General features: G+C 46.8%; 11 protein-coding genes. 9 read left to right on the forward strand and 2 right to left on the reverse strand.

Annotated elements, in window-relative coordinates:
- The first annotated feature begins 206 nt into the window (after positions 1–206).
- The 7 genes from yicS (at position 207) to eilA (ending at position 7785) form a co-directional block, all read left to right on the forward strand.
- Positions 207–500, forward strand: coding sequence for a protein YicS (yicS, locus tag ACJHWR_RS15925; RefSeq protein WP_001306625.1), 294 nt, complete (start codon positions 207–209; stop codon positions 498–500).
- Positions 501–801: 301 nt separating this feature from the next.
- Positions 802–1299: a SycD/LcrH family type III secretion system chaperone gene (locus ACJHWR_RS15930; RefSeq protein WP_000443166.1), complete on the forward strand. Its 498-nt coding sequence runs from the start codon at positions 802–804 to the stop codon at positions 1297–1299.
- A gap of 9 nt (positions 1300–1308) precedes the next feature.
- Positions 1309–1491 carry a hypothetical protein gene (locus ACJHWR_RS15935; RefSeq protein ID WP_001024523.1) on the forward strand — a complete coding sequence of 61 codons (183 nt, stop codon included), beginning with the start codon at positions 1309–1311 and terminating at the stop codon, positions 1489–1491.
- 55 nt (positions 1492–1546) lie between these two features.
- Positions 1547–3328: a YopB/SseC family type III secretion system translocon subunit gene (locus ACJHWR_RS15940; RefSeq protein ID WP_001275758.1), complete on the forward strand. Its 1782-nt coding sequence runs from the start codon at positions 1547–1549 to the stop codon at positions 3326–3328.
- Positions 3329–3340: 12 nt separating this feature from the next.
- The gene (locus ACJHWR_RS15945; RefSeq protein ID WP_000257047.1) at positions 3341–4492 is read left to right on the forward strand and encodes a hypothetical protein; all 1152 of its coding nucleotides are present in this window, start codon (positions 3341–3343) and stop codon (positions 4490–4492) included.
- A gap of 43 nt (positions 4493–4535) precedes the next feature.
- A complete protein-coding gene (locus ACJHWR_RS15950; RefSeq protein WP_000608459.1) occupies positions 4536–5885 on the forward strand; it encodes an IpaD/SipD/SspD family type III secretion system needle tip protein in 1350 nt (449 codons plus the stop codon).
- 202 nt (positions 5886–6087) lie between these two features.
- Entirely contained in the window at positions 6088–7785 is a 1698-nt protein-coding gene (eilA, locus tag ACJHWR_RS15955) for a HilA family transcriptional regulator EilA (RefSeq protein ID WP_001176830.1), read from the forward strand.
- Positions 7786–7836: 51 nt separating this feature from the next.
- Here eilA and ACJHWR_RS15960 read toward each other — a convergent pair whose 3' ends face one another.
- Both ACJHWR_RS15960 and nepI read right to left on the reverse strand, forming a co-directional pair.
- The gene (locus ACJHWR_RS15960) at positions 7837–16638 is read right to left on the reverse strand and encodes an inverse autotransporter adhesin EaeX/Air (RefSeq protein ID WP_000907453.1); all 8802 of its coding nucleotides are present in this window, start codon (positions 16636–16638) and stop codon (positions 7837–7839) included.
- Between the two features lie 202 nt (positions 16639–16840).
- Complete coding sequence (gene nepI / locus ACJHWR_RS15965; RefSeq protein WP_001288558.1) at positions 16841–18025, reverse strand: purine ribonucleoside efflux pump NepI; 1185 nt, start codon at positions 18023–18025, stop codon at positions 16841–16843.
- A 233-nt stretch (positions 18026–18258) separates the two neighbouring features.
- On the opposite strand from nepI, the gene ACJHWR_RS15970 reads away from it, so the two are divergent.
- Both ACJHWR_RS15970 and ACJHWR_RS15975 read left to right on the forward strand, forming a co-directional pair.
- Positions 18259–18612: a type II toxin-antitoxin system RelE/ParE family toxin gene (locus ACJHWR_RS15970; RefSeq protein WP_012311743.1), complete on the forward strand. Its 354-nt coding sequence runs from the start codon at positions 18259–18261 to the stop codon at positions 18610–18612.
- A complete protein-coding gene (locus tag ACJHWR_RS15975; RefSeq protein ID WP_000125643.1) occupies positions 18596–18919 on the forward strand; it encodes a helix-turn-helix domain-containing protein in 324 nt (107 codons plus the stop codon). Before ACJHWR_RS15970 ends, ACJHWR_RS15975 begins: the two co-directional genes overlap by 17 nt.
- Positions 18920–19020 lie beyond the last annotated feature (101 nt).

Genomic DNA, 19020 nt, shown 5'->3' on the forward strand with positions numbered 1-19020 from the left:
TTTATCCTTTTTTTAATCATTAACTGACTATAATGGCAAGATCACTACGATTTAAAAAACGAAAAGCTATCGAATAGAAGAAAAAGGTATAAAAAACTGGCACTTCTTACTGACCACGCAAACACCTTTCGTACAGCATGATGAGAGCGGTAAAAGCAAACTACACTTATGCTTCATTCGATGCACATTTGCAGAAGGTTGCCGCTATGAAGCCAACGATGCTACTCATGATTACCGTATTCCTGACTTTTCCAGCCATTTCTCAGGCCGAGTCGCCATTCAGCTCGCTACAGTCGGCAAAAGAGAAAACCACGGTATTGCAAGATTTACGTAAAATTTGCACGCCACAGGCGTCATTATCAGACGAAGCGTGGGAAAAATTAATGTTGTCTGATGAGAGTAACAAACAACATATCCGCGAAGCTATTGTGGCGATGGAGCGTAATAATCAGAATAACTACTGGGAAGCGCTGGGTAAGGTGGAATGCCCGGATATGTGAATTTCGCACACCTCCGCGCTCAGGCCAGCAGCCGCTGACTTAAGCTCGCACATCAGTAAATCACCTGCTTTTTCAAATTCCAATCAAAATTGAACCCGTTCATCAGGATTGTGGATAAATTTCCCTCTACATTATTTTCATTTCATCACATAGAAAATCTTATCTCATTGAAACAATACTTGTTTTTAATGCAGAAAACGAAGCCCAACGGATGGGCATAAAAATGAGCGAATTTTGATATCACCACCCTCTAAAAAATGGTGAAGTCTGAACAAAGAATGTTCGAAAGGAGAGAGTAGAGATGGAAAGCGCAAATCTGGATTTAGAAGAAAATAAAGAAATTGCCAGTAAGTTCGAACGTGCATTAGGTATGGGAGCAACGCTTGCAGAGCTGCATGGCATAACCCCGGATACCCTTGAAGGCGTTTATGCTTACGCTTATAACTTTTATGAAAAAGGAAGACTTGACGAAGCTGAACTTTTTTTTAAATTTCTCTGTATTTATGATTTCCAAAATTATAACTACTTAAAAGGATATGCCGCCGTCTGTCAATTGAAGAAAGATTATCAAAAGGCATTCGACATGTATCATATCTGTTTAATGCTATCTCCCGATAACGATTTCTCTTTGGTTTATTATATGGGTCAATGCCAGATGGGCTTAAAAAACATTAAAATGGCCACGGAGTTATTTAATACAGTCGTAACCTATAGTCAAAATGAAAAAATTAAAGAGATGGCTACAACTTATCTTGAACTTTTGACAGCCAATTCCGAAGAGGAAGTTCAAACAGAGTGAGTCGGCAAAATGAACATAAACGGAAAAAACGCTTCTTTTACGTCTGAAGAGTTAGCCAGGAAATATCATGAGGAAGGCACAGTTGATTTAAAAAATAACCATGGCGATAAAATAAATGAGAAGAATAACAATAAACACATTACTTACTTTCCCGTTGATGCCATTTTAGATGGGAATAAACATCTGCCATGAGTTAAATAAAAAAGAATTAATTACACCCGATGATAGCTTAAAAAGGAGGTGAATTATGTCGGCACCGATTACGGGACAAACGATCACGTTTGAACAAATCAGTGAAACATTGCGTACACAGTATAGCGATGCGGAAAAAAGACTGCAGGACAGCAGCAAAACGCAAGTTGATCCCATGCGGCTTAATAAAAACCCGAAATCCCTTGATAACGATATTCGCGCTCGTCTTGAAAACAAACCGATGCTTGCTCCGCCTACAATACAGGTTTCAGATTCAGACAACGCCACTACAGCAAAGACGAATGATGCCCGCCTGACAATGATTTTGGGTAATTTAACAGGCATTGCCGATCAGGATATTACAACACGTTTGCATAATAACCTTGACAGCACCCTGCTTCGACACGAAATGGCACATAATAAGTTTCGTGAATTAAGTGACGCTTACTCCTCGTCATTAGATGATGCGCAAAAAGCCGACGATATCATGCATCAGGCCAATAATAATTACAATGCGGTCGATAAAAAGGTGCAATCGCTGGAGAAAAAAGTCAACACATTGAATCAAGAGCTGTCGCAACTGCAACCTGGCGATCCGCAATATAATAAAGTACTGACGCAAAAAAATGCGGCTGAAAAAACACTCACGCTGTCATTACAAAAAAAATCGTTAGCTGAGAAATCGTTAAATACAGCCATTATGGATGCTGATGCTGCGATCGGCCAAAGTATGGAAATTTTTGACGAAATTCAACAGCAAGAACAGATTAATAACTTCACCACCAATATTTGCCTGACACAGGAAAACCAGAAAAATAGAAACGCGACAGCCACATTTATCCTTTTGATTACTTCAGTAATGGAAGTTATTGGTGATACCAATTGCGACTCTATTAAAAATCAATCTGAGGTAATGAAAGAGATTAACCATGTCAGGGAAAATAAACTCAATGAAACAGCACGTAAATATACTACCACGACTAAAGTTTTAAAAATCGTTAATGAGTGTGTAACTGTAGTTACCTTTGCCGTAAGCGCAGTCTTAATTGTTGTTGGTCTTCTTGCTGCAGTTCCAAGTGGTGGTTCAAGTATTGCGGGTGCATTGGCACTTATTGGAGGAATAGCGGGCGCAGTAGTATTAGGTGTAGATATCACTTGTCAAATCGCTCTGGGCACCACGGCTACCGGCTGGATTTTAGGGAAAGTTGTAGAAGGTCTTTCGGCTGCGATTAAAACAGTTGATCCCACTCTGCTCGCAATCACCGCGCTTCTGGACGTTATTGGTGTCGATCAAGATACGATTGAACTGGTTAAAAGTATTTACGCAAGTGCAGCCGCTTCTATTGTCATGGCGACAGTAATGATTGGTGCAGCTGTAATATGTTCTGTAGCAATAGGGGCCGTTGTTTCTGCATTATCAAAAACAGCCGCCGAAGAAGTCACCAAAGAAATAACAAGCACTATAAAATCAACCATTGAATCCATTATTAATTCCGTTTCAAAAAATATTATAAAGGTATTAGACAGCGTATGCAGCGTGCTACAAACATCAGCCGTAGTGTTGAAGTTGATTGCCAAAATAAGTAATGGCCTGGAGAAAATAGGCTTACTCATCTGTGCAATAGCAACATCGACGATGAATTGTTTTGTTGCTGGAAACTCTGCCGACATGGCAATTTTACAACAGGACATGAGTAATCTATCAAAAACGCGTGAACAAATGCTTTCAGTATTGCAAAGGGTGGATAAAACCGTCGAACAAGAGGTAAGCCAGATGGTAAGAGTATTACAACACCGAACTGAAGCCTTAAAATTTGCTTCCCATTCTATCGTATAAGAGGGTTTTAACATGGCCACCTATGAAATTAAAAATGCGACCAGCATACATAATATTAACAATCTCGATAAAACAATCTTTGATAGAGATTATGGTAAAGAAAACAACATACCAAATGATAATAAAATTGTGCAATACTATAACCTTAAAGATATTAAGCATGACATAAGCTCTCAGTTTATAATATTAAAAAATACAGACAGAGAAGTCTGTCCGGAACTAAGAGTAAAACTTTTGGATAATCTTAATTACTCAAGGAATACGCTAGATAATTTGAGGGGTGACCTTGACCAAGCTACAATTTCATTCAGTCAATCAAGCAGTTCTGCAGAACAGAGTTCTATTAAAATATCTAAATATAATATCCTTGATATGCTAGATAATTTGACCATGCGACAACAGGCTGTTATGGAGGAATTTTTAAGGGTATTCACATCAATGTATAAAGCCTCTGCTATGTCTGAGGCTATTATGAGCAACGTTTTTGAACAACTTGTCCAGTATCAGAAAACAGAAACCGTACACGCCACAATGGCAAGTTCGGCAGGTGTTCTTGCCGGGTCAACAGTTGGCGCAGCTGGAGCTGCAGCATCTGTTGTAGCAAATTTCAGAAGCCATCCCGAAAAGATGCAAACCCTTACACCTGATCAGAAGCACACTATCAGTGGAACTGATGATAAAACACAGCGAGGATTAAAAAGGGAAGTTCAAGATCAACAAGCTTATCTCAAGCAAATAGATGAAGAAATAAAAACAACAACGAAAGATACAACACTTGATGAAGAACAAAAAGAAGAGACCCTGAAATATTACGATAAAGAAAAAGAAACTACGGAAGAAAAAATTAGAGATAAAAACGAGCGTATTAGTATAAAACATAACAGGAAATATAATAAATATTTTACTATAGGTAAAGCAGATGTACTTTCACAGCTTGTTAATCAATCAACTCAAGCATCACTTAGAATTCTAGAAAGTACTACTCATGCAGAAAAAGACATTGTTGAACAGGCTAAAAATGTCATGCATTCAGTTATGAGTAGCTATCTGGATCAAATTAATCGTGATGTTCAAGGAAGAGATCAGGCACTCAATTTATTACAGCAAATAATACAAACCATTATTGATACTGATAGTGCTATTGTTCAAGGAATTCGCTCATAAATTATTGCAATAATAGTTTCTTATATTTAAGGAGGAATGACACATGATTAATAAAGATAATAATTTAAATATAGATATTCTACGTCAGCAGAATGCAAACATTCCTCTTCAAGAGGCATCCTCGCAAAGTGAGGAGCCTCATCAACTGGAAAACAGCAAAAGCGAGGGTAATTTGCATAACAGCGCCAGTAAGGATAATAATATTGGCGCTATGCTCAAGAAAGATGTTGAAAAACTATCAACTTTAGTCAGTGAACGTAGCCCGCGAAATGAAGACTGGAAATGCCAGCATGACATACAGCTTAACTTCGTTAAAAACATGCTCAGAAATTTCCCAACTGAGAACCTGTCAGAGAAAGGATCTGCGCTCTTACACGAAAGTTATTCGCTGATAAAAAACGTTCTGCAGCTTACAGAAAATGTTAATACTATTGACGGAAAATTAAAGGATCCCGCTAAAATATTGACCTTGCATAACTCTGTGAGAAAAACCCTGGCTAACGTTGCTCACAACACAACCGGGTCAAGTGCAATGGCATCGACCAAAGGTACCTTAAATCACGCTATCGCTTCTTTAGAGAGTTCTGCGCCTGAAATGAGAAGTTCAGCAACCAGCAGTACTTTAACGGCCAGTAGTTCAAACGAATTTAAAAGTGATAAATATATATGCAGTGATATTGCTGATTTGATGAGTGTGCTCGGTAGCGACTACCTCGAAATCTATGCAAATAGCGTTGAGATAATGAGCGCATACTGGCAGGACTTCAGTGAACATATCCAAAGCAATATGGGAAAATGGACTCACTCTAATAAAAAAGGCGATGCGATAGTTTTTGACGTCAATGCATTCCAAAAAGCCTTGATGCATTTTTATTATATCGATAAATATCCTAATGGTGATTTCCACTATCATTACAATCCAGACTATGTTTTATACCCTCCGGCACCTGCTGACAAAATTGGTGTACCACTAGAAGAAGCAGAAAAATGGTACGCCGCTTTAGGACTTCCGGTAATTCCACCCGATCCCAAACACCGCACACCTTCTCCGATTGTCGAAGTTGAACCGCAAGGTAGCGGTCTGTATGTTATTATTCCCAACCCTCAGATTATTGACAGTATGAGTCAGTCTTCAGACTCAATGGTGCATAGGGACGATAAAGGGAAGGAAAAAAATATATCTAAAGAATTCACCGGTTATGAAATAAGCACAGCTGAATACCAGGCATGGCTGGCGGGTTATAACGGCCAGGCAGAAAACATGAAAACCGACGTGCAGGTTATCACGACTAAATACAGTACAGCCAACTCCACCTACGATACAATTATCAAATTATTATCTTCAACCATTACTGCGTTGTTTGATTCAGCGAAAGATTATTTACGTTTCTGATTAAGTAACACCCACAATTATCGCCTACTATCTGGTCCCGAAAAATGGGACCAGCGTTTCATATTATTAAGCATCTGCTTTCATTCATTTCTTCATCACAATCTTACAAAATGAGCGTTTTTTGATAGAGCAATTCTGCCAATACTTTATTTTATATTAATCAAATTAATACTATGAATAGAGAAAACGGAAGGAGCGTTCTATGCAACTGCAACATGGAAAAAATAATACACAACAATATATATTTGGCGACTTTGTATTAAAAAACAATGGAATATTATTATTCAAAAACAAAGAATATCATATTCCCCCGAAAGAACTTGGCGTTATCATTCTATTACTTAATGCTGACGGTGAAATTGTTAGCAAAGAAGAGATTATCGATAAGGTCTGGAGCGCAAGTGTTGCCAGTGATGAATCTCTAACACGATGTATTTATGCATTGCGCAAACTTTTGCATGAGAATAAACAGTGTAAGTATATCGAAACGGTCTATGGTCGTGGATACCGTTTTACTGTACCTATTGTGATTGTGACCGATAATGAACCGGTAAAGTCGACCACCACTCTTGCCGTTTTTCCCTTTCGTACTGAAGGTTCGATCAATGTTCTAAAACTCCATTACGAACTTGTCCAGGGCCTTTCAAAATATGCTTTTTGTGGTTTAGATATTTTACCCGCTTCGGTAACAAATGAGGCCAGTGATTTCTCCACCATCCATCAGTTTATCAATAAAACAGGTCCAGAATATTATATTATGGGTCAGGTCGTTCACTATGGTAAAAACTGGCGTTTATTTATTGAGTTAATCCATGCCAGAACGCATAAATTGATTGATCATCAAAGTATTGATTTCAACCCCGATAATCCTCTTTCCGTATTATTATCACAAGTAATTAATATTCTTATTGAAAAAATACCCAACATTAATTTTAAATCTATTAATACACAACAAATGCCATCTCTGGATTCTGCTGTTATGTATATGAATGGCAGGATGGAAATGTACCGTTATACACCAGAAAGTTTGAAACGAGCATTAGTAATATTTAGAGATTGTGTGAGTACGCAACCGCAAAATACCTTGCCCTACTGTTGCCTGGCGGAATGCCATATATCATTAGCACTCCTTGGAATCAGTGAACAAAAACAAGCAATAACTACGGCAGTAACCTCCATTGAAAAGGCTCTGGAAATTAACCCTTCAAATTCTCAGGCATTGGGTTTACTGGGTTTAATCAGTGGGCTAAAAGATGAACATTCAGTGTCTAATGTGCTATTTAAGCAAGCACATTTACTCAAACCTAATTCGCCAGACGTTTATTATTATCAGTCGCTGCTATATTTTTTGAACGGCGACCTTGCAAGAGCATTTAATTTAATAGAAAAAAGCATTGCTCTTGAACCCAATAAAATGGGCATAAGCATTCTTAAATTAATTATACTTTATTACACATCCCCCCTCGATAACGCGATATCTTTTGCATTAAATCTTAACAGTCAAAACACCTGTAATAATCCAATTATTACCTCTATTCTGGCTATGTTCATGGCACTGAAAGGACATAATGACAAAGCCAAAAGTTTATTGCTTAAACTTGAGCCTGAACATGGTCTTGATTACACCTGCGTTAACTCGCTTTATACGAAGTTTCTGATCTATGGCGCATCTATAAAAAATGACATTATGAAGTTACTGGCAAATATTAACACTAACAAAATCAATGGTGTGATTTTGCCGTTAATTTACACTGTTTATGGTAAGAAAGAATATGAAAAGCGCTGGCAACAATTAATTAAAGAGAATGATTTATGGTCAAATGTTTTGCTTCATGACCCCCGTTTGCTCAGTGTAAAAAATGAATTTAATACTATTGGTGTGATGCGTACTTCTGCGTAATAACGAATATAAATTGCCCTGCTGATGCAGGGCAATTTAGTGATTACTTCGTTAATAATACTCTACGCACAAGCCAGAGGACTTTCCTGTTCCAAGCTCTGATATACCAGTTTCAGGATTAAATTTCTCGTGTACTCCCATGAGCTGAGTGCTTGTCCAATAATCCGTACCGCTAAAAGCGTTCCCATAAGTTTTTAAATTACCATATTCGCCCCACAACGTACCTACTTTTCGCGGTACTACCCCACCGCTTGGCCGCTGCGCTAATTCTAAAGATGACGGCATTTGACCATAACTACATGAAGTATTTATGATATCCCAGGTATTACTACTGGTAGCACCTAAACTAGTAAACCATTTTTTAATCTTGAATTTAAATACAACATCATTCCCTTTACCATTCTTGGGTTTCCCGGTAATAGTAACTTCACTTCTTATCAGCACAGATAATGTTACTTCTCCATTACTGTCAACATTAATTCCATAAATCCCAGCCGTCCAATTATAATCCGTATTTTTCATATTATGGGTTAGTAACAGCGTGAATTTTGCACCATCAAACCCTGTTTCTGGAAAACCATCTGTCGCCCTGAATTTTACACCATTAACACTCAGCAACTCGACTTCCACAAAAGGAAGGATGGTATAGGATGGTTGTCCGTATATACGCCAACCTTTAATCTCCATAAATGAAGTTAAATTTTCTCCTTCTTGGTAGGCCATATATGTACGTTCATATATGCCATCACCCACATATCTCCATTTTTCCCCTTCTTTTTTTTCTACATTTTGTAAGTACACTGTATCATCCAGCAAATCCAGACCGTTATCCACCGGATTTCCAAAATCATCAACTAATAAAACACTGACAGGTAAATCCGCCCCTTCCACTACTAAAACTTCTCGTATACGAAGCTGTGAACCAAGCGGACTCACTTCACCTGGTTTGATAGTGTAATTGTTTGAATAATTGGCATCGCTCCAACCAGCCATCTTCAGTTGCGCATTCAAATTCGCTTCCGCAAAATGCGCCATATACTGCCTTTGATATTGCCCATTGCCGTTGTAAACCCAATTATTGCCCTGGATAGGATCCGCATTCCTGACTTGTACGTTTTCCTCATTAAGCTGAACGACACCATCAGTAATAAAGTTACCCTGGGCGTCTTTAAGAACAACGGTCACCGTTATGCTATCCCCAGCGATATATATCGTTTTGTCCGCGACAATCGTTGATTGAGTTTTTGCCGCTGCACCTGGTTGTATCCCGTATAGCGAGGACTTAATCTCCTCTGCCCATGTTTTTAATTTCAGACTGGCAACCAGATTTTCCTCGGCAATCCATGCTGTCCAGACAATGGTATATTCACCATTATTCTGCTCGACCCACCGCATAGAATCGGGAGTTGCGCCGCCTACCGCGAAACTATCAATATAAGACTCGATGACTTCTGATGTCAGCCCTAAAGCAGGGTTACCAAACTCATCCCGCAACGTTATTGTGACGGTTAATGGCTCCCCGGCGATATATGCCGATTTATCTGTCCTGATAGCAGAATTTGCCTGCACCGGAGCACCGCTGTGGATGGAATAACTCTCTGATTGTTTACTGCTGCCCCATTCAGACAACTTCAGCGTCGCGTGGTGAGAGTCTCCCGCCATTTGCGCCGACCATGTAGCAGTATAAACACCGGCGGTTTCAGACCATCCTCCTGAACGTACGGCTCCTTCTACTGTTACGTTATCACCAGACAATAAGGACTCGCCCCCTTCAACCAGGTTACCGTGCGCGTCTTTCAGCGTCACAGCGACGGTTATAGTGTCACCAGCGGTGTAGGCGTTTTTATCCGTAGCGATAGTTGATGTGGCTTGCGCCGGAGAACCGGACTGTATGTCATAGCGGTCTGACGTTACGCCATCACTCCACGTCTGCAATTGCAGGTTGGCGTGCTGATTGGTGCTGGCAATCGTCGCCATTCGGGTTGTGGTATACACGCCACCTGATTCAACCCAGCTTCCCGTTTCTGACGGGTCAGTGCCAGCCACCGTCAGCACACCATCAGCGGCTAACTGTGAAGCTGCACCGGTTACCAGATTATCGAACGCATCCCGGAGCGTTACCGTGATGGTGATTGTCTCTCCAACCGTATAGTTCGACTTATTTGTTTCAACGGTTGAAGTGAGCTGCGATGCATCACCAGGTACAAAGGTGACGTTCTGGCTCTGGCTGCTGTTGTTGATGCTGGCGGAGACTGTACTGGTGCCCGCCGTCTGGCTGGTGACACTGATCTCCACCGTGCCGTCCGGCTTTGTGGTCACCGTCGAAGCAACCGTTGCGCTGTTGCCCGCCAACACGCTGACCGTCTGTCCGGCAAGCGTATTACCGTTAGCATCGGTGACCTTCACCTGCAGCGTATTCGCCGTCGAACCGTCTGCCACCGCGTTATCCCGGATGACCTCCAGTTCAGCGATCTTCGCTGTCCTGACATCGGCGATAAATGTCACGTCCCGGCTCTGACTGCTGCTGTTGATGCTGGCAGTGACTGCACTGATTCCCGCCGTCTGGCTGGTGACACTGATCTCCACCGTGCCATCCGGCTGAGTGGTGACCGCCGGAGCGACCGTTGCGCCGTTACCTGCCATCACGCTGACCGTCTGCCCGGCAAGCGCATTACCGAATGCATCGGTTACCCTCGCCCGCAGCGTGTTCGCCGTCGCACCGTCTGCCTCTGAACCGTCCTTAATGACCACCAGATCCGCGATCTGCGCCGTGCTGATATCGGCGATAAACGTCACATCCCGGCTCTGGCTGCTGTTGTTGATGCTGGCGGTGACTGCACTGACTCCCGCCGTCTGGCTGGTGACACTGATCTCCGCCGTGCCGTCCGGTTGCGTGGTGACCGTCGGAGCGACCGTTGCGCCATTGCCTGCCGTCACGCTGACCGTCTGCCCGGCAAGCGCATTACCGAATGCATCGGTCACCCTCGCCCGTAGCGTGTTCGCCGTCGCACCGTCCGCCTCTGAACCGTCCTTAATGACCACCAGATCCGCGATCTGCGCCGTCCTGACATCGGCGATAAACGTCACGTTTCGGCTCTGGCTGCTGTTGTTGATGCTGGCGGTGACCGCACTGATTCCGGCGGTCTGGCTGGTGACAGAGATCTCCACCGTCCCGTCCGGCTGCGTGGTGACCGTCGGAGCAGTCGTGGCACCGTTGCCTGCCAACACGCTGACCGTCTGTCCGGCAAGCGCATTACCGAACGCATCGGTGACCCTCGCCCGCAACATATTCGCCATTACACCGTCTGCCGCTGAGCCGTCCTTAATGACCACCAGCTCCGCGATCTGCGCCGTCCTGACATCGGCGATAAATGTCACGTTCTGACTCTGACTACTGCTGTTGATGGTTGCAGTGACTGTACTGATCCCCGCCGTCTGGCTGGTGACACTGATTTCCACCGTGCCGTCCTGCCCTGTGATGACCGTCGGAGCGACCGTTGCGCCGTTATCCGCCAACACGCTGACCGTCTGCCCGGCAAGTGCATTGCCGAACGCATCGGTCACCCTCGCCCGCAGCGTGTTCGCCGTCGCACCGTCCGCCTCTGAACCATCCTTAATGACCACCAGATCAGCGATCTGCGCCGTCCTGACATCGGCGATAAACATCACGCTCTGGCTCAGGCTATGGTTGTTGATGGTTGCTGTGACTGTACTGATCCCTGCCGTCTGGCTGGTGACTGAGATATCCACCGTACCGTCCGGCTCAGTGATGACCGCCGGAGCAACCGTTGCGCTGTTGTCTGCCAACACGCTGACCGTCTGTCCGGCAAGCGCATTCCCGAACGCGTCGGTGACCCTCGCCTGCAGCGTATTCGCCGTCGCACCGTCTGCCGCTGAGCCGTCCTTAATGACCACCAGCTCCGCGATCTGCGCCGTCCTGACATCCGCAATAAACGTCACATCCCGGCTCAGGCTGCTGTTGTTGATACTGGCGGTGACCGCACTGGCTCCCGCCGTCTGACTGGTGACAGGGATCTCCACCGTGCCATCCGGCTGAGTGGTGACCGCCGGAGCGACCGTTGCGCCGTTACCTGCCATCACGCTGACCGCCTGCCCGGCAAGCGTATTACCGTTAGCATCGGTGACCCTCACCTGCAGCGTATTCGCCATTGCGCCGTCAGCCACGGCGTTATCCTGCGTCACCTCCAGACTCGCGATCTGCGCCGTCCTGATATCGGCGATAAACGTCACATCCCGGCTCTGGCTGCTGTTGTTGATGCTGGCGGTGACTGCACTGACTCCCGCCGTCTGGCTGGTGACACTGATCTCCGCCGTGCCGTCCGGCTCTGTAATCACCGTTGGGGCAACCGTTGCGCCGTTGCCTGCCATCACGCTGACCGTCTGCCCGGCAAGCGTATTACCGAACGCATCGGTCACCCTCGCCCGCAGCGTGTTCGCCGTCGAACCGTCTGCCACCGCGTTATCCTGGCTAACGACCAGATCCGCTATCTTCGCCGTCCTGACATCCGCGACAAACGTCACGTTCTGACTCTGGCTGCTGTTGTTGATGCTGGCGGTGACCACACTGATTCCTGCCGTCTGGCTGGTGACACTGATCTCCACCGTGCCGTCCGGCTTTGTGGTCATCGTCGAAGCGACCGCTGCACCGTTGTCCGCCATCACGCTGACCGTCTGCCCGGCAAGCGCATTACCGAACACATCGGAGACCCTCGCCCGCAGCATATTCGCCATTGCACCGTCTGCCACTGAGTCGTCCTTAATGACCACCAGGTCCGCGATCTGCGCCGTTCTGACATCCGCGATAAATGTCACGTCCCGGCTCTGACTGCTGCTGTTGATACTGACGGTGACCGCACTGCTGCCCGCCGTCTGGCTGGTGACACTGATTTCCACCGTGCCGTCCGGCTGCGTGGTGACCACCGGAGCGACCGTTGCGCCGTTGTCCGCCAACACGCTGACCGTCTGCCCGGCAAGCGCATTACCGAATGCATCGGTTACCCTCGCCCGCAGCGTGTTCGCCGTCGCACCGTCTGCCTCTGAACCGTCCTTAATGACCACCAGATCAGCGATCTGCGCCGTCCTGACATCGGCGATAAACGTCACATCCCGGCTCTGGCTGCTGTTGTTGACGCTGGCGGTGATCACACTGGTTCCGGCGGTCTGGCTGGTGACACTGATCTCCACCGTGCCATCCGGCTGCGTGGTGACCGTCGGAGCAGTCGTTGCGCCGTTGCCTGCCAACACGCTAACCGTCTGCCCGGCAAGTGCATTCCCGAACACATCGGTGACCCTCGCCCGCAGCGTGTTCGCCGTCGAACCATCAGCCACTGAGCCGTCCTGCGTCACCACCAGCTCCGCTACTTGCGCCGTGCTAACATCAGCAACAAAGTTCACCGTTTTACTATCGCTGCTTTGATTGATCTTAGCCTCAACAGTGCTGGCATCCGCTACGGTACTGCTCAGATCAACCTCTGCCATGCCATGCGCATCCGTCCTGATATCTGCGCTCTGCCCTGCATTGGCAAATACAGCCGCCCCCTTCGTCACCGTAAAGGTGACGGTCTGCTCCGACAGCACATTGCCAAACTGATCTTCCACCCGGACATTCACCGTATGTCGATCGCTGCCATTCGCCAGCACATCCGGGTTACCCGTTGTCACTTGCATCGCAACAATTTGTGCGCTGGCGGCATCGCCACTAATACTGTAATCATTTGAAGTCAGAGCGTTCGCCCAGCCGGACATCTGTAGCTGTGCTTTTAAACCGGTGCCAGGGAGTAAGGCGGTATACGTTGCGGTATAAATTCCTTTTTGATCTTCATTCCAGGCAATGCTTTCCGCTTTTGTATTTGGCAGCTGGATAGCCAGGTTGATAGCGTCTCGTTGCCCCCCGACCAGGTTTTCATAGCTATCCTTGAGTGTTACCGTAACTTTTATCGCGCCGCCCGCGGTGTAGGCCGTTTTGTCGGTAACGATGGAGGAATAAGCCAACACAGCTCCGCTTTCGCGGATGGCATACGCATCGGATTGCTGCGCGCTACTCCATGTCGATAGTTTCAGCGTGGCGTAATGGCGATCGCCAGCAATCTTCGCGGTTCGGGTGGTGGTGTAAACGCCATCAGACTCTTCGCTCCAGTTACCCGTTTCATTTTTATCTGTACCGCTCACCTCGACCACACTGCTACCCGCCAGCAGCGAAGCCATCCCTTTCACCAGGTTTTTCTGCTCATCCATAAGGGTAACTGACACTTTTATCTTGCCACCCGCGGTGTATGACACATCGTCCGTCTTGATGGTGGAGGTCAGCTGCGAGATATCGCCAGTGATAAAGCTCACTTCCACAGACTGACTACTGCCATTGATCTCGGCCTTGATAAGACTGTTTACCGCCTGGTCACTGGCAAGGTTAACGCTGGCAATCCCGTCTTTATCTGTCGTCACAATACCGCCATTTGGATCGGCAAAAACCGCCGCACCATTCACGACCGTGAAGGTAACATTTTGTCCCTGCAGTAAATTTTGATGCACATCCCTGACCGTCACAGCGACGGTATTGTGATCGCGTCTGGCAACTGCGTTATTCGCGGTGATCTGCATCGCAGCGATTTTGGCGGTATCTTTATCACCCGCAATACTGAACGCATCCGAATGTTTGGTTTGCCAGCCGGGCATCGTCAGCTGGGCCGTTAATTTGTCGCCAATGAGATGGGCCGTATAGCTTGCTTTGTAAATTCCCTCACTTTCTTCCGTCCAGGCACTAACGTCATCAGCCTTCGTGTTGTCAACTTTAACGGTTTGTTTGAGAAGTTCTTTTCGTCCGGTAACCCCGTTGCCGTTATCATCTCTCAGGGTCACTTTAACGACTATCGGCTTACCCGCGACGTAATTATCCTGGTCTGTCTCAATCGTGGAGTCAGCGCGGGATGCCGTATTCGCCACGATAGCAATCAGCGCTGGCGTCTTAGCGATATCGTCGCCGTTAAATTGCGGCATCAGCGATAACGCGCCAGACGTCTTCCCGGCGGTAACTATTTGGGTATAGGTTCCGTTACCGTTGTCTTTCCATTCGCTTAAGGCGAAATCCTGCAAACCTTTCACCTGTGTTTTTAACGTCATACCTGGGATTGGCTTGCCGCTGGAATCTCGCGCGGTATAGGTCAGCGTTGAGGTTGATTTTCCATCAGCAAGCAGGATTTGCTGATCGACAGAAAGCGTTGAATCGGTGAGGCTTAGTGTGGGTTTTTCCACGACCACCATACTTTCTTCACGCCGGGAGAAATTTCCTTTCGAATCTTCCGCTGTAACCGCTATCGGGTAAGTGTTGTCGGTTTCAGGCATTGCCGTGAATCGGTAGGGAGGAATAGTGACCTGAATATCCTTGCCGGAAACAGCTACTTTTCCGCCCGCTGATTGCAGGGAGGCGGCTTCAATGTCATAACCTTTCAGCGCATATTTGGTTTGCAAGGAAGAAACCAGCGATTTAACCTCACCCGGCTTGCCTTTCAACGGATCGGTCAGCGTCAGCCGCACCAGCTCTTTCTTGCGATATTCGAGGACAATATTGTTATTACGATCGACCAGGTCATAGCGACTGCCCACAAGGCTGCGTCGTGCTGCAACTTCAGCCGGATCGAGCTGTTTTTGCAGTGAATGGCCGGGTTGCAACGTCAACTCCATACCAATTCGGGTGTCGTTTTCTCCCTGTTTGCCCTGCCGTTGCTCGGCACTAAAGGAGATCAGGGGAACGGGGGTGTAACTCAAACCTGCGGTAATCGCGTGAGGATCATTTTGTCGCTCGTCTTTACCAAACAGCGCCACTTCATCGCCATAATATTGTTCATAGACCAGCTTGCCGCCCAGCTGCGGCCAGGCCGGTAACCAGCCTTCGGCGCGAAGATCCCACCCGTTCGCCGGACGTGCTTCATAGTCATTGTCGAGTTCCGGTGCACTACGCCAGTTACTGAGGCGCAGATAACCGTTGCCGCTCAGTTTCAGGTAATCGCGCCAGTATTCAACGCCCATCCCGGTTCGGGTGTGATAGCGGGTCAGGTCATGATCGATAAACATATTGACGCCAGACATCCAGCTCGATGTGAAATAACGCCAGCCGATACCGTGGTTGGTTTGAGTGCGATCATCCGTACGGTGAAGTGTGTGCTGGCTGAAGACCAGGTTATCCGGCGTTTCGTACCAGGGATGGAGAAATTCAAATGACGAGCTTTTAAGGCTGAAATCTTCATCCACACCAAGAGATACCCGGGCAGTTCCCCAACGACTGAGCCAGTCCGTTGCCTGCGCAGAGGCAGAAGAAGCCACCCAGCCACGCGCCATACTCGCCGCCTGTTCACTGTCCATATCGCGTGCTAAAAGTGTTCCGCTTTGCTGCGCCATTTCCGCGACCTGCATTTGCGGATCTTTGCCGTCGCGCTCCATCTGCATTGCTTTCAGGTTGCGCGCTTCAGGGCTATTACTGTTAATGAGGGGCACATCTATTTCATCGCCCTGACGCACATTGTCAAAGCCCCGCGCAAAGGTACGGAACTGATTCAGGCGACGTAATTCATCAACGGTGATACCAAAGCGTGCCGCGACCGTTGGTGGCGATTCCAACGCACCCAGGGTATATGGAATAGTTTTAACGTTCGGCAGGATCAGTGACGCGGCAGTATCCGAGTGCGCAGAATTAATATGCGTAGGGGCAGCAGCCATAACAGGGAAAATAGTTTGTGTTATCAGGCAAATACCGGCGGTCAGACGACGTAAACGATCCCCCAATCCACATATGGTGTTATCGCCCCGACGATCGCCATTCCCATGCGCTTTCCCTGCCATTTGTCATCCCTGTCGCTATGCGTTCAGATTAAATGACCTTTCTTTAACATGAGGGAAAATGATGATTCATGATTAGCAAATGATGAATACAGGCGGAATAATGGAAATAACAACAAGATAAGAACAATACCTGATCAAGGGTTATCAGGGGGAAGAACAGGAGAGCTTTCCCGCCAGAGCAGTAACCCCTCCTGTAAATACGTTACTTCATTTTCACCTTTGCGGTGACCAATAACGCCGTCAGCAACATCAATGTGCCGGACAACATCAACGGCGAAGTCAGACCAATATTATCCAGCGCATAACCGCCGATTGCCGCGCCACAGGTATTAGCAAGCTGAATAACCGCCACCTGAATAGACCCGGCTTTTTCTGCCTGATCGGCCAGTGAGCGGGTGATCCACGTTGACCAGCCGACAGGAACCAATGCAAAAGTTAGCCCCCAGATAATCGCCACGCCGGTAGCAACGATTTTATCGCTTCCCCACAACGTCAGCACCAACGCACTCACAGCCAGTATTAACGGCGCGCCTGCTAAGGCCAGTTTTACCGAACGTTTAAGAATGAACGACGAAAGCGACGTACCAATAAAGCTGGCGATACCAAAACTCAACAGCACCAGCGTTAAGCCATCCACGCCGAATCCCGCCAGGTTCATATACACCGGGCGAATATACGTGAAGAAAGCAAACTGCCCGGCGAAAGACATGAATATGGCGATCATCCCTGCCATCACACCCGGACGTTGTAATAAGCGGAAAGTATTTTGTTTCTGATGCGAGGGTTCGCCTGGCAGCGAAGGCAATGATTTGATAATCCAGAAAATACACAGCACGCCCATCACCGCCGCCGCATTAAAGACATTGCGCCAACCGATAAGCTCGCCTAAAAAACTGCCCAACGGTGCGGCAATCACCAGCGCAATAGAAACCGCGCCGAAGATCACCGACAGCGCCTTCGGCACCGTACGCGGCGGTACCAGACGCATGGTCAGCGACGCCGACATCGCCCAGAACCCACCCAGCGCCAGCCCCAGACAGGCACGACCGATTAAAAGCAAACTGAATGAGTTAGCAAAGGAAACCAGCAAGCAGGAGAGCGTCAGCAAAACGGCAAACAAAATAACAACATAGCGGCGGTCAGTGGCCTGAATGGTCTGGGTAATAAACAAACTGGCAAACATTGCCACAAAGGCGGTCACGGTCACCGATTGCCCGGCAACCCCTTCCGAAATGCCTAAATCCTGGGCCATTGGCGTCAACAAACTGACGGGCAAAAACTCAACGATAATCAGACAGGCGACGCAAAACGCCACCGAGAATACGGCTGACCAGTTCGGTCGGGTGATGACATCCGCGCCGCGGTTTTCGGCAATAAATTCACTCATGGTGTTACCCGTGGCATGTTTCAGGGGAAAAGCCGACCACTTTAACATTGAAATGTGTGACGCATTTAACGTTTTTGCAACTTTTACGGTGTTGTGGGAAAAGTTCGAGGCTGCTCGAAGAAATAAAAATCATAGGGCAAGGTGATATGTATTTTCGCGATTGTGTTGGGAACAAGGGATAAAGTATTGCACTTGGTGATATACTTTAATAACAGGATCTCAACGATATACGCGTGTTTAAAACCAAATGGTTTGCAAGGGAAGCCAGGTCTCATGCAATGACAGATGAAGAGTTGTGCCGGGCCATTTTAGAAACGGAACAAGGTAAAGCTGATGTACTTGGTGGTGGCGTTTTTAAAAAGCGCCTTCACCAAAATCGTGAGCGTGCAATTATTCTGGCAAAAGGGGGAAGCAATTGGTTTTACACGTTTTTATATGCAAAACAGGATATGTCGAACATCAATAGTCAGGAACTGGCTGGGTTTCGTGAACTTGCAAAGCATTATGCCTTCCTGACGAAAGCCCAACTAACAGCAATGATTAACACTAAAGAACTGACAGAGATCTGCTATGACTGCAAAAACTAAATTTAAAAGTCCTGCATTTGAGGCTATTCACAGCGCAGCGGCTGGATTGTCCAGCGTCGATGCTATTTCTGCCGAAACAATGCGTACTTTTGACAAAGCCTGCCTGACCAGCGTGCAAGACTTACAACCTGTTGAGATAAAAGCACTGCGGGAAAAATTAAAAGTGAGTCAGCCCGTCTTCGCTCACTATCTCAATACCAGCGTTTCAACTGTACAAAAATGGGAAAGTGGCGCTAAACGCCCCAATGGCATTTCATTAAAACTGCTCAGCATTGTGCAAAAACACGGGCTGGAGGTGCTGCTGTAAATAGAACGTAGATAATGCGTTCACCTACTGTCAGTTCCGATACCGGATGCGGCATGAACGCCTTATCCACCCGACAGGTCAGGCGCGGTCTGTAGGCTGAT

This window comes from Escherichia sp. WS568 (assembly GCF_046486085.1).
Lineage (GTDB): Bacteria > Pseudomonadota > Gammaproteobacteria > Enterobacterales > Enterobacteriaceae > Escherichia > Escherichia coli.

Bases quoted from the DNA above. Each gene is read 5' to 3' on its own strand.
- yicS (WP_001306625.1), top strand. From the start codon at position 207: ATGAAGCCAACGATGCTACTCATGATTACCGTATTCCTGACTTTTCCA.
- ACJHWR_RS15930 (WP_000443166.1), top strand. From the start codon at position 802: ATGGAAAGCGCAAATCTGGATTTAGAAGAAAATAAAGAAATTGCCAGT.
- ACJHWR_RS15935 (WP_001024523.1), top strand. From the start codon at position 1,309: ATGAACATAAACGGAAAAAACGCTTCTTTTACGTCTGAAGAGTTAGCC.
- ACJHWR_RS15940 (WP_001275758.1), top strand. From the start codon at position 1,547: ATGTCGGCACCGATTACGGGACAAACGATCACGTTTGAACAAATCAGT.
- ACJHWR_RS15945 (WP_000257047.1), top strand. From the start codon at position 3,341: ATGGCCACCTATGAAATTAAAAATGCGACCAGCATACATAATATTAAC.
- ACJHWR_RS15950 (WP_000608459.1), top strand. From the start codon at position 4,536: ATGATTAATAAAGATAATAATTTAAATATAGATATTCTACGTCAGCAG.
- eilA (WP_001176830.1), top strand. From the start codon at position 6,088: ATGCAACTGCAACATGGAAAAAATAATACACAACAATATATATTTGGC.
- ACJHWR_RS15960 (WP_000907453.1), bottom strand. From the start codon at position 16,638: ATGGCAGGGAAAGCGCATGGGAATGGCGATCGTCGGGGCGATAACACC.
- nepI (WP_001288558.1), bottom strand. From the start codon at position 18,025: ATGAGTGAATTTATTGCCGAAAACCGCGGCGCGGATGTCATCACCCGA.
- ACJHWR_RS15975 (WP_000125643.1), top strand. From the start codon at position 18,596: ATGACTGCAAAAACTAAATTTAAAAGTCCTGCATTTGAGGCTATTCAC.